This is a genomic window from Psychrobacter sp. Ps1 (assembly GCF_022129425.1).
Taxonomy (GTDB): Bacteria; Pseudomonadota; Gammaproteobacteria; order Pseudomonadales; family Moraxellaceae; genus Psychrobacter.
In genome coordinates, this window is the sequence record NZ_JADQAN010000021.1 from 42,431 (window position 1) to 55,567 (window position 13,137).

A 13,137-nucleotide genomic window follows, 5' to 3' on the forward strand; every position below is an offset into this window, starting at 1 on the left:
CAAGATAGCAAGCCCACGTCAATCGTGAAAGGTGTTTTTTGATAAAGATTGTTAATTGGACGTTTATTGAGGATACTTAAGCAATATGAAACTGTCGCTAATGATACTTATTGTGTTGGGATACTTGCTAATGACTAAACTACAATTCATTTAAAAAGAAGCGACACCAGTTGTCGTAGAAGGTTTTAAACAGCTTTATTTTTATGTGAGCTTATACTATAGTTATTAGGTCAGGCAAAATGACATGAGATAAAAACCAGTTAACCCTCGGAGCGCAACGCTTCACTTTTTAACTGAGTTTTTAAACGCTATCTTAGCGAAGTCTTTCTAGTAGTGTTATTTACGTTTAATCTTAATCTTAAACTTCTACGCCTGTACAAACCTAAAAAACTATATTTATTAATAAACAAAAAACCTAGCAGAAAAAAGCTCGTTAGCATTGCAAAAATATTAGCAATGTAACAACGAAAAACTGCAGCGAAAAAACCAAAATCAAAATAATAAGGATATAAATATGACGACATTAACGTATCAGTTTGAGCAAAAACGGTTAGACAATATGCAATGGTCGGATGGCTCAAAGCTATCCGGTATAACGGCACTAGCAAATGATGAGAAAGGCCGAATACGAAAACAGCCATTGTTTTACCTCGAAACGGTTTCTATAGACAGTTATGAAGATGATATTTATTTCGTGAACAATACTAATGAGACGCTCAGATGGGTAGCGCCTTTTAAACCCTATCGAAACATAACTGAAGCACGAGCAAAGTTGGGCGATGTCAGTGATGAAAACTTACGTAAAGTGACGCTCTATAGTGATGACATACATAGCGTGTATCAGGATGTACTGCCTAAGCAGGGCGTGCGAATTGGTAGCACTCATATCATGTACGACAGTGATGCGATGATGCAGTGGTTTGTACATGTGACTTATAAGAGGCCAGATACGCATTATGCGATTTGGCAATTTAATGTAGTGGAAAAGGGCGGAATTCGAGGAACTTATCCATTGCTGTGGGATGATTTTAGTAAACCCTCGCACATGGTGAGTTGTGACTGTCTGTCTGAGCGGGCTGATATGCCGATAGAGGTCAGTATTTATGAAGAGCGCTGTGCAATGCTAGACAGGCTTGTCGGTTCATTTGGGGTGTCCAATGCCATATTCATATTGGCAATCAATGATGTGCTTTATCGTTATGGCGTGGGTTGGAGCGCGCCCTATAGCGAGTCGGATATACAAGCGCAAGATATTGCGATGAAACTAATAGAACAAAAGCCAGAAAATATGGGAGCGGTGAAAGTCATTGTCCAAGCCGTTTATGATTTTTGGTTTAACGAAGGTTTTGCAGAAAATATCTCAGTGCAAGCTTGTGATGAGATTTTGAGCTTGTATCAAGCGCAGATTGCTAGCCAAAAATCGGTTTAATTTATAAGCCAAATTATCAAGAATAAACCTAAATAATAATTAAAAAAGGAGAGGGTTATGATGTTTCCTATCGAAAACAATGACACGTTTTTATTGTTTTTTCATGGTCTTGATTCAAGCAATGAGACCAGTAAATATACCTGTATCACGCGTGTGCCCAAATACTGTCAAACGGTCAATTACCGCGAGAATTTCGCAGAAATATTTGAGATTTATGATGCATTGATTCGCGAGAAAATGACACAGTATCCACGAGTGGTGTTGGCAGGGCATTCGCTTGGCGGCTGGTTTGCCAATCATTTTGCGCATAAATACAACTTGCGGGCACTATTGATTGCGCCTTGTATCTATCCAAGTGAGATATTGGCTGACCGTATCCCAGTAGTGGCCGATATGAAGCTGTCTTTTCCCACTACCAATACTGAGATGGTGCGGGTTATGGTTGAAGTCGATGATGAAAGTCTTGATGTGGCAGTCGCTAGACGAACCTTAGTTAATCTACCTGGCAGCTGGGAAGTCGACTACTTTGAAGGCGGTCACCACCGTATCGCCCGTAGTAATGATATCTGGTATCACTTAACTCATTTGTGTGAAGATCCCATCGTTTGGATGGATGAGGCAACGTATCATGGTGAGGACTGATAGTAAGAATAGTCAAAAAAATTAGAGCGGCTGAAGGATAAATAAACCACTAAAAATAATCGATTGACATTAAAGACGATCGGTCATAATATCTATGCATGACAATGACTAAGCCAAAAGCCCGTCGAGGGCGTCCACCCAATATTGAACGAGAGTTTACGGATACCCGTGAAGCTCTCTTAAGATCTGGGATGGAGATGCTGACTGAGCAAGGTTTTGCGACCACTGGTATCGATGCCATACTCAAACGTATCAATGTGCCTAAAGGTTCCTTCTACAATTACTTCAAGAACAAAGAAGCATTTGGACAGGAAGTGTTGCATCAATACGCGTTATATTTTGCTCGTAAACTAGATTATTGTCTTTTGAATGATCAAGTATCTCCTATGCAGCGTATTAGTGACTTTGTTGAGGATGCTAAGTCGGGAATGATCAAGCACGAGTTTCGACGCGGCTGCTTGGTAGGCAACTTAGGTCAAGAGATTGTCGTGTTGCCTGACAGTTTCCGTTGTGAGTTAGAAAACATACTGCTTGATTGGCAAAAGCGTTTAGCGGCTTGCTTGCGTCTTGCAATACAACAAGGACAAATACCTCCTAATAGTGATTGTGATGAGCTTGCTGCTTACTTTTGGATTGGTTGGGAAGGTGCTGTTTTGCGTGCTAAGTTGACGCAAGATGTCAGTCCGTTAGATACTTTTTCCCGAGGATTTGCAGCAGGGATACAGAAGTAATTTTTTATCTATATTTTTAGACGACCGGTCTAAATTATTTTTTACTCATTTATAGACGATTGGTCTAAATAGGAGCTACTATGTTTAAAGCAATATTAATTGAAAAAAATGACGATGTTTATCAGTCTAACCTGACTGAGATACAGGACACGCAATTACCAGAAAGCGATGTCACGGTTCGTGTGGCATATAGTACACTCAATTATAAAGATGGACTGGCTATCACGGGTCGTAGTCCTGTGGTACGCACATTTCCTATGGTTCCAGGAATCGATTTAGCGGGCACTGTCGAAACAAGCAGCCATCCTCGCTACAAAGCTGGCGACAAGGTGTTGTTAAATGGTTGGAGTGTGGGTGAAAAGTATTGGGGCGGTCTGTCACAAAAAGCCAGATTAAACGGTGACTGGCTTATCCCGCTCCCTGAATCGATGACTGAACGTCAGGCGATGGCGATAGGTACAGCAGGATATACTGCGATGCTTTGTCTAATCGCATTAGAGCGTCATGGACTGACACCGGAGCGTGGCGAAGTACTGGTGACTGGTGCTAACGGCGGTGTTGGTAGCTTTGCCATCGCACTTTTAGCAAACCAAGGTTACTCTGTCACTGCCTCTACGGGACGTCTGGAAGAAGCCGAATACTTAAAAAGCCTTGGTGCAACGACGATCATTGACCGAGCGGAATTGAGTAGTCCGGGACGTGCACTTGGTAAAGAGAAATGGGCTGCCGCAATTGATTCTGTTGGTAGTCATACGTTGACCAACGTTTGTGCCAGTACGTGTGAGGATGGTCTAGTCGCTACCTGTGGATTGGCTCAAGGCATGGATTTCCCTGCTACTGTTGCACCTTTTATTTTGCGCGGTGTCAGTTTGCTTGGTATCAATAGCGTGACACGACCTTATAATGAGCGTGTAGAAGCATGGCAGCGTTTGAGCACAAGCTTGGATATGACGCAATTAGATGCAATCACCAGAGAGATTGGTCTAAGCGAAGTCATTCCGACAGCAAGCGAGTTGTTGGATGGCAAGGTTCGTGGTCGAATAGTTGTTGACGTCAATCGTTAGGCTATCAAGCATAACTTTTAATACTTCAACATTAAAGTTTCGATGTTGAGCTTCTTTTTAATACATGAACAAATGATGCATCGAAACGTCTAAGATTGAATCATCAAAGTGAAAAAGAATTATTCACAAACGGTCACAAATATCGGTATTTATTTTTTGTCATCTGATGTGCTATCATCGTTGAACGATCTATCGTGGGTTTAACAGTTTTGTTGTTTCCGACCATGACAATAGTCTCATGGCGGCGTGACAAACCTTGCAACTTCCAGCACGATATAAAACAACTCTGGTAAAGCGCATGAGCCTGTACTCCGACAACCTCATTTGTGCCTGATTTTTTGCCTATTTGGGCGTATATCATACTTTTTCGTCGGAGTTACAGGAGTCTAAGGTGTTCAATATCATGAGCCACATTGCTAACCCATCTAAATATACCCGTCGTTATCATCCACGCCATTCTCTAGCGCAATATATGATCAATCAAATAGAGTCATTTGAGCTGCGCCCGCAAGATATCGTCAAGCAAATGGGCTATCCTCTTAAACATACCATACCTGCCTATGACCGCCTGCGCCATGTACTGTCGAGCAAATTTCTTGGGCTTGATGGTAGCTATATGGACAAGCACTTTACCGCTGATGAGTTTTTGACAAAACTGTTTGCCGTACTTGAGATACCGTATCAGCCATTCGCAGAAGATATTGCTCAAATTAAATACGACTTGGCGAATTATTCTAATACGTTACCCAGATATAGCTTAAGAGCGGAAGTGGATTTTACATTTACGAGTGCTGATAATTGGATGTCTCGTGGAGCAGCTTCACGTTTTGCGCAAGTATATCTGCCTAGCGGTTTTGCCAAATTAGACGATGCTGCACGTAAATCAGTGATTCAAGACAGCATCTGTGAGCATTATCAGCAGTATGAGGGCAGTTTGCCATACGACGGTATCATCAAAGGCTATCGACTGACTATTGAACAAAACAACCACGTGGTCGACTATGCAGAGTATGGATTGCCAAAGTCTAGCAGTATCTAAAAATTTTTGAGCGTATAAGCAGTACGAGCTGTTAATTACATGGATTGAATAATCACATTGTCCGAAAAAAAATATAAAAAGACCTCACTTTATCGTGGGGCTTTTTGGTTTTTTACGTTATGTTTTCTTGTAAGAGTCAGACACTACTAAATGTCAGTTTTATAAAATTCATTTTAAGCTTCAGGCTTCAGGTTTAGAGATGGCGCGCCATAAAATCACAAATAGCGCATCAAATTCTGCATTTAACGGCGTTTCTGTTTGGCGAATGGTATGCATTAAGCCAAGTCGACTGATAAACCCCATAAACACATCGAAGAGTATGTGCAGTGGGACAGTGTCATTTAGCACCCCACGATTTTGACCATCTTCTAGTACCGCCAAAAACGCCCCAATTAACTCTTTGTTTTCATAGATTGCGATATTACGTATCCGCGAGGCCGACACAGAAGACAGCACCATCACTGCATCTGGATGCGCATCGACAAAATCAAAGCAGACCCACAGTGTCTTGCGTAGACGATCTTGTACGCTATCAATCCCTTGCAGATGATCCATAATTCTAGCGGCCAATCTGCCAAGCACAATATCCATAATGGTATAAAACAGTGTTTGCTTATCCCCGAAGTACTTGTAGAGCGTTTGCAAAGAGACGTTTGCAGACTTTGCAATCTGCGCCATCGTTACCTCATTAGCGTCAAATCCTGCGAAGACCTTACGAACGGCTTGCTCAATTTTATCCAAAGTTGCGGGCCGCATATCGGATAAGGGCGCTAGAGATCGAGTTTGCGTGAGGTTATCTGACTGATTAAAGGTTTTCATATTTATCGCTTCTTAAAGTATTGGCTATTTGATACGTCCTACCAGTTAAATGATTTGCTCGATAATTTAACGTAATTAAATTAACAAGTAATGTAAATTACCATTTTTATTTAATTGATTGCGAAGTGGTTTTTCGTAGCCTAGTATAGGACTCGTGTATCAATAAATACAAAGAATTTATCGTATATCTATAACGGTAATATAAATTACCATAATTTTTTAAAATGACTTAGTTATAGTCAGTTAATATAATTTCGATACAAGGAAACCGAGTGCAAGTTATACATTAGTATGCTTAGCGAGGATGACGCTGTAGCGGATTTATATAGACTTGACTATATAGTTGTTCTTCACTTCACCTTGTCAAGGATAGACATCATGAGTATCGAAAAACTTACCCCAAACTGGATGACCGAAGAGCATCAGATGGTGCATGACAGCGCCTTAAAAATGTTTCAATCTTGGGATTCTAAAGATGAGCAGTGGCGCAAAAACGGCATGATCGATCGTGCTGCGTGGGAAGAGGCGGGCGAGATGGGGTTTTTGTGTGCGGCGATACCAGCTGCATATGGCGGCGGCGGCGGCGACTTCGGTCATGAAGCGGCGCTTATCTACGCACAGACCGAAGCCAATCAATCGGGATTTGGCGGTATGGTGCATTCAGGCATTGTCGCGCCTTATATTTTAGACCACGGTACTGAAGAGCAAAAACAAGCGTGGCTACCCAAAATGGCAACGGGCGAATATATCGGCGCTATCGCCATGACCGAGCCTGGTACTGGCTCCGACCTACAAAACATCAAAACCTATGCGGTAAAAGATGGTGATGACTACATTATCAATGGTTCTAAGACTTTTATCACCAATGGTCAACACGCCAATCTTATCCTATTAGCATGCAAAACAGACCGTGAAAAAGGCGCACAAGGCGTCTCACTTATCATCGTAGAAACGGACAAAGTAGAAGGGTTTGAGCGTGGACGCAATCTCGACAAGATTGGTCTGACCTCGCAGGATACCTCAGAGTTGTTCTTTAGCAATGTACGTGTGCCACAAAAAAATCTACTGGGTACGGTAGAAGGTATGGGCTTTATCCAAATGATGCAAGAGTTGCCGCGTGAGCGTTTAATCATTGCGCTATCAGGAGTTGGCTCGATGAAGCTTGCTATCAACTTAACGCTAGACTACGTAAAAGGGCGCGAAGCCTTTGGCAAACCTATTTGGAAGTTTCAAAATACCCGCTTTAAGATGGCGGAATGCTATGCCGATTATCTCGCTGCCAGTACCATGTGTGATGCGGCAGTCGATGCGATGCTTGAGGGTAAATTATCAGTACCGCATGCCTCATTAATCAAATATTGGGTCACCGAAAAACAGTGCGAAGTCATCGACGAATGCGTGCAGCTATTTGGTGGCTATGGCTATATGACAGAGTATCCTATCGCACGTCTATATGCTGATGCGCGCGTGCAAAAAATCTATGGCGGCACCAATGAGATTATGAAGGAGCTGGCGTCACGCTTTATGTAGACGCTGATATTATAAGACTACGATAATTATTGTTTATTTAAAAAATAAAAAAAGGATTTTTTATGACTGAGACTGCTTATATTTATGATGCGATCCGCACGCCACGGGGCAAAGGAAAAAAGGACGGCTCCTTGTATCAAGCGTCACCAATTTGGCTGACACGCACCTTATTACAGGAGATGCAACAGCGCCACAACTTGGATACCAGTTTGGTAGATGATGTGGTACTTGGCTGCGTAACACCGGTGGGTGAGCAAGGCTCTGATATTGCCCGTATCGCTGTGATTGATGCTGGTTGGGCACAAAATGTGGCAGGTCTTACCTTGTCGCGCTTTTGTGCCTCTGGTTTAGAATCTATCAATTTAGCGGCGGCCAAAGTCATGTCAGGTATGGAAGACATGGTGGTGGCAGGCGGTGTGGAGTCTATGAGCCGTGTGCCGATGGGATCTGATGGTGGTGCTTGGTACATGGATCCACGGGTCAATGAAGCCACGCATTTCGTACCGCAAGGCGTGGGCGCGGATACCATCGCGACGATCAAAGGCTTTAGTCGTAGTGATGTCGATGCCTTTGCTACCGAGTCGCATCGCCGCGCGGCACAGGCTTGGGAGAACGGCTATTACGATAAGTCCGTCGTCCCTGTTACCGATATCAATGGCATGATGCTGTTAGATAAAGATGAAACTATCCGATCTAATACCAATGTCGAGACCTTAGCGGGTCTTAAACCTTCCTTTATCATGCCGGGAAAAATGGGCTTTGATAGCGTTATCTTGGACAGATACACCACGATAGAAACCGTGAGTCATGTGCATCATGCGGGTAACTCTTCAGGCATCGTTGATGGGGCAGCTATCTGTTTGGTTGGCAGCGCGGCGGCTGGTCAAAAAGCAGGGTTAAAACCACGCGCCAAGATCACAATGGCCTCAGTCATTGGCTCAGAGCCTGCCATTATGCTCACAGGTCCAACGCCAGCTTGCCAAAAAGCCCTTGATAAAGCGGGCATGCAGGCCTCTGATATAGACCTTTGGGAAATTAACGAAGCCTTCGCTGCTGTGCCGATGAATACTGCTGATGATTTTGGCATCTCGCTTGATATCGTCAATGTCAATGGTGGTGCAATCGCTATGGGTCATCCGCTTGGGGCAACTGGCGCGATGCTCATGACGACTGTTCTTGATGAGCTAGAACGACGCGACCTACAGACCGCTATGATTACGCTATGTGTGGGCGGTGGCATGGGTATTGCCACCATTATTGAGCGCGTTTAACTTTTTTCTAAAATAGACTGAAACCAATTAGACTAAAACGCAATATACAAAGAATCATTTAAGGGATAAAAATGATGACAAATAACCAGGCAGCTAACCAAACAGCAGATAGCGTAACAGCCATTAATGAATTAGAAAACTTCTCTGCCCAGCGTGATGACGACGGTATCGTCACCGTCACGATTGACCAAAGCAAACGCAAAATGAATGTCATCGGTGATGGCTTTACGGAGACATTCGCCACGATAGTTGATAGTTTTATCAATGATGATTCAGCCACAGGCTTAATTCTCACATCGGCCAAGGAAACCTTTGTGGTTGGCGCAGATATTGATCAATTGAACCAGATAAAGACAGCCGAGCAAGCGTTTGCATTGACCGAAGAACTAAAAGGGAGTTTGCGCAAGCTTGAGACCTCAGGCAAACCTGTGGTCGCTGCTATGACAGGAACTGCATTAGGCGGCGGTTTAGAGCTCGCGCTAGCATGTCATTATCGTATTGCGATTGACACACCCAAGACCAAGCTTGGTTTGCCTGAGGTGAAACTGGGCTTATTACCTGGCGGCGGTGGTACTCAGCGCTTACCAAGGTTAGTCGGTATTCAAGCAGCACTGGAGCTGATGACGCAAGGCAAAGAATTACGACCAGCATCGGCAAAAGACATTGGACTTATTGATGCAATGGCTACTGATCGAGCGGATATGCTAAGGCAAGCTAAAGACTGGATTCAAAATAATCCAAGCGTGCAGCAACCATGGGATAAGAAAGGTTTCAAAATTCCTGGCGGCGATAGTAAGCATCCAAAGGTGGTTCCTATATTCTCTATCGCCCCTGCCATGGCCAATCAAAAATCTCATGGCAACTATCCAGCGATTACTCACATTATGTCCTGTGTGTTTGAAGGGTGCTTGGTAGATATCGATACGGGGCTTGAGATTGAGTCGCGTTATTTTGCCGCTTGTGTGCTGTCGACTGAATCTAAAAACATGATTAACACCTTATGGACTCAGCTGAATAGCATCAAAAAAGGTCAGTCTCGTCCTCAAAGGTTTGAACGAACAACCACTAAAAAAGTTGGTATCTTGGGCGCTGGCATGATGGGCGCTGGCATTGCCTATGTCACTGCCAAAGTAGGTATAGACGTTGTCTTATTGGACACAGAAATTGCCAATGCTGAAAAAGGCAAAGCGTATTCTGCTAGTATTTTGGATAAAGCCATCAGCCGAAAGCGTGCTACCGAAGAGAAAAAACAAGCTCTCTTAGAACGCATCACGCCAACAGTTTCTTATGGTGATTTGGTGGATTGTGATCTTATTATCGAAGCAGTGTTTGAAAACCGAGAAATTAAAGCCAAGTGTACCCAACAAAGTGAAGCAGTGATTTCAGACACTGCCGTTTATGCGTCTAATACTTCAACGCTACCGATTACTGGACTGGCAAAAGCCAGTACGCGACCAAACCAGTTTATCGGTCTGCATTTTTTCTCGCCAGTAGATAAGATGCCGCTCGTTGAGATTATCATGGGCGAGCAAACCGACGATGCAACATTGGCCAAAGCTTTCGACTATGTTGTGCAAATAGGTAAAACGCCTATCGTCGTCAATGACAGTCATGGCTTTTATACCTCGCGGGTATTTGGCACCTATGTATCAGAGGGTATCGCAATGCTAGGAGAGGGTGTGCATCCGCGTAGCATCGAAGTTGCCGGTATGAAAACAGGGATGCCGATGCCGCCTTTAGCATTGCAAGATGAAGTGTCATTAAGCCTAGCATTGCATGTCAGCGAACAGCAGCAAGCGGATATGGCAGCCGAAGGTAAGCCAATCGTAGTGCGTCCTTCTTACGAGATACTAAAAACATTGGTTAATGAGCAAGGGCGCGAAGGTAAGAAAAATGGCAAAGGGTTCTATGACTATCCAACAGAGGGTGATAAGCATCTATGGCCTGAGTTGGTAAATTTATATCCGCCAAAATCGGAGCAACCTTCACAGCAAGATTTGGTAGATCGGCTAATGTTTATTCAAGCCAATGAATCCGCTAAGTGCTATGAGGAGAATGTCGTACGCTCAGTTGCCGATACCAATATAGGGTCTATCTTTGGTTGGGGGTTTGCACCGCAGTACGGTGGTACGCTACAGTTTATCAATGCGATGGGCGTGAGTGCGTTTGTTGAGCGGAGTCGTGAGCTGGCTGCGAAATATGGCGAGCGTTTTGAGCCGGCTCAAATCTTGTTAGATATGGCAGCCAAAGGCGAGGCGTTCTCCGATGACTGACATGCATGTATCAAATCATGATCAAATGGCGGACTGTCTACAAGGGTTACGAGTGATCGATCTGACTCGTAACCTACCTGGGCCATTTGCTACGCGTTTGCTAGCAGATTTGGGCGCGGACGTCCTTAAAATCGAACTCAAACAAGGTGATCCTGCTCGGGTGTTTGGTGAGCTATTCGCAGCTCTAAACCACGGTAAGACGACCGAAAAATATGATTTTCATGATCCCAAAGAGATTGAAGCTATAAAAGCACATCTTAAAGAAGCTGATGTGATGCTAGATAGCTTTCGCCCAGGTGTCTTGGCAGAAATGAGGCTAGATGCTAAGACCCTGCATGCCATCAACCCAAAGCTAGTAATAGTATCTATTACTGGCTATGGCGTAGGAGGTAATTACGCAAAAGAAGGTACTTATTTAGAAGATGCTGACTCAGAAAATGGCTCTCAAGTAAATCATGACTGGTCCAATAAGGCAGGTCATGATATTAACTTTATGGCTATGAGCGGTGTACTAGATCAGCTAAAAACAGCGCAGGGTGAACAGGCCATGCCCAATATTCAGTTTGCGGATTTGGCAGGTGGTAGTGACACAGCAGTGATAGCACTGTTGGCTGCTGTATTTGCTGCCCAGCGTACGGGCAGAGGGCGACACATTGCTATTAGCATGACGCACAGTTTGTACAATCATATGGTCATGCCAAAGGTCACAGGCAAACTGATTAATAGCCTTTCAGGAAATGGCTTGAACGACACTCTACTGCCGCAGCATGACTTTTTAGGCGGTGCATTGCCATGTTACCGATTGTACCAAACCGCTGACCAGCGCCATATGGCCGTTGGTTCCTTAGAGCTAAAATTTTGGCAAGGGCTATGTGAGGTATTGGAACTACCGTCGCTTAAAGAAATACACTGGCAACTTGGTATCATGCCCAATAGACCTGAGAGTGAAGCTGCGTCCAACACAATCGCGGAAAAATTCGCCAGTCAAACGCTTGAGCATTGGCAACGTGTATTTGCAGCAACGGATGTCTGTGTGACCCCTGTGTTGAGTTTACATGAAGCCAAAGTTCACCCTTTATTTGCACATCAAGATGAACATCACGCGACGTCAGGGTGGCAGCAAGTAAGTTGATAATTGGTATGTGATTAGCTCTGAAGAAGAGTGAAAATTGGATTAGCACTTGAAGGCGATACCAAGATACTGCTGGCTAGTATCGTCTTTTTAGTCTGTGTTATTCTGACTGCCTGTCTAAAGTAGAGTGATTGAACTTGTATATTTATAACTGTCTATCTAAAATTGCCTGAATAAGAGACAATACGCCCATAAATCCTAAAGTTTTACGGTACTGAAGCATAGTAGCGCGTTCAAAAGCTCTTAGAGATTGAGCAACAGACATTTAATAAATTTAACTTAAGCAAAAAGGCAGTTCTGAATGACCAAACATAACCCGTATAATTTTTTACCTTTGCAGCCAACAGGTAGAAACGAGACCAATACTGCTAATACCTATGCTCCTGAAGATATGATTAAAATATACGAGCAGCAGTTTCTCATTCAAGTGCCAGAAGAAGAGCTGACCGAGTTTTTGCCAGCGTTAAAAGCATTTTATGATATCGACAACCATACCTTAGATGTCAGTGCCATTATTTTTGATGCAATCGCAGACTCTGCTATCATTTATAATCATAAAATCAAAGTCGGCGACTATCGGATATTAGGTGAGTTGATAGAAGAGGCGATTGAATATGATGAAGATAACAAAAGTGATGAAAGCGCTGAGAGTGAAGAGATTCAAGCCTATACATTAGAGTGTCAGCGTACTTTCTTCATTAACGATGTAGAAATACCTTATCATTTCAATCTATTTATTTATGGCGATGGTTATTCTACTTTAACCAAAAAAGAAACTGTACTAGAAAAAATGTATTGGTTTGTCAGAGGTAGGTTTGAAGAGGATTTATTAGATGACGCTGAAGATAACGACAGCTTAGAATCTATTAATGCTCAACTGGCCAGTTTAGGCATTCGTGAAATGGATCTGACGACTGTAGATGAGATAATCAGCTATGTAGAAGGCAGTATCATTGACGATCCCATGGTGGACGAGCTTAATAAACTGTTAGATGATGTTGAATAGTGAGTAAGATAAGTTAGTAGAGTAATCAGCAAAAGAACAGATTTGAAAAATTATATAGCTGAAAAACTAGAAAAAAGCCTCACTGCTCGTATGATGAATGGTGAGGCTTTTTAAGTATTTAATATATTAGACCTCTTGCAAAAGTGGCAGAGGATTTTACAATAACTGATGCACTCACAACTGGCTGGAAACCATGCCAAA

At 43.3% G+C, this 13,137-nt stretch carries 11 protein-coding genes; 10 read left to right on the top strand and 1 reads right to left on the bottom strand.

The genetic code is table 11. The features are described 5' to 3' along the window. Positions 1-514: 514 nt before the first annotated feature. The 5 genes from I3249_RS10820 to I3249_RS10840 all read left to right on the top strand — a co-directional run bounded on the left by I3249_RS10820 (position 515) and on the right by I3249_RS10840 (position 4,905). Positions 515-1,429, top strand: a complete 915-nt coding sequence (locus I3249_RS10820) for a hypothetical protein (RefSeq protein ID WP_238069961.1) — start codon at positions 515-517, stop codon at positions 1,427-1,429. A 57-nt stretch (positions 1,430-1,486) separates the two neighbouring features. After that, positions 1,487-2,071 carry a YqiA/YcfP family alpha/beta fold hydrolase gene (locus I3249_RS10825; RefSeq protein WP_238069962.1) on the top strand — a complete coding sequence of 195 codons (585 nt, stop codon included), beginning with the start codon at positions 1,487-1,489 and terminating at the stop codon, positions 2,069-2,071. 104 nt (positions 2,072-2,175) lie between these two features. After that, entirely contained in the window at positions 2,176-2,802 is a 627-nt protein-coding gene (locus I3249_RS10830) for a TetR/AcrR family transcriptional regulator (RefSeq protein WP_238069963.1), read from the top strand. 80 nt (positions 2,803-2,882) lie between these two features. After that, entirely contained in the window at positions 2,883-3,866 is a 984-nt protein-coding gene (locus I3249_RS10835) for an MDR family oxidoreductase (protein ID WP_238069964.1), read from the top strand. 403 nt (positions 3,867-4,269) lie between these two features. Continuing rightward, positions 4,270-4,905, top strand: a complete 636-nt coding sequence (locus I3249_RS10840) for a hypothetical protein (protein WP_238069965.1) — start codon at positions 4,270-4,272, stop codon at positions 4,903-4,905. Positions 4,906-5,085: 180 nt separating this feature from the next. On the opposite strand, the gene I3249_RS10845 is transcribed toward I3249_RS10840, so the two are convergent. Then, positions 5,086-5,724 carry a TetR/AcrR family transcriptional regulator gene (locus I3249_RS10845; RefSeq protein ID WP_238069966.1) on the bottom strand — a complete coding sequence of 213 codons (639 nt, stop codon included), beginning with the start codon at positions 5,722-5,724 and terminating at the stop codon, positions 5,086-5,088. A gap of 378 nt (positions 5,725-6,102) precedes the next feature. Here I3249_RS10845 and I3249_RS10850 point away from each other — a divergent pair, with 378 nt between their 5' ends. From I3249_RS10850 to I3249_RS10870, 5 genes are all read left to right on the top strand, one after another. Then, on the top strand, positions 6,103-7,254 hold the full coding sequence (locus I3249_RS10850; RefSeq protein ID WP_238069967.1) for an acyl-CoA dehydrogenase family protein: 1,152 nt from the start codon (positions 6,103-6,105) through the stop codon (positions 7,252-7,254). A 62-nt stretch (positions 7,255-7,316) separates the two neighbouring features. Further along, the gene (locus tag I3249_RS10855; RefSeq protein ID WP_238069968.1) at positions 7,317-8,525 is read left to right on the top strand and encodes an acetyl-CoA C-acetyltransferase; all 1,209 of its coding nucleotides are present in this window, start codon (positions 7,317-7,319) and stop codon (positions 8,523-8,525) included. Positions 8,526-8,596: 71 nt separating this feature from the next. Further along, positions 8,597-10,798, top strand: coding sequence for a 3-hydroxyacyl-CoA dehydrogenase NAD-binding domain-containing protein (locus I3249_RS10860; RefSeq protein WP_238069969.1), 2,202 nt, complete (start codon positions 8,597-8,599; stop codon positions 10,796-10,798). Next, entirely contained in the window at positions 10,791-11,930 is a 1,140-nt protein-coding gene (locus tag I3249_RS10865) for a CaiB/BaiF CoA-transferase family protein (RefSeq protein WP_238069970.1), read from the top strand. Before I3249_RS10860 ends, I3249_RS10865 begins: the two co-directional genes overlap by 8 nt. Positions 11,931-12,231: 301 nt before the next feature. Beyond that, a complete protein-coding gene (locus tag I3249_RS10870; RefSeq protein WP_238069971.1) occupies positions 12,232-12,936 on the top strand; it encodes a hypothetical protein in 705 nt (234 codons plus the stop codon). The last annotated feature ends 201 nt before the right edge of the window (positions 12,937-13,137 follow it).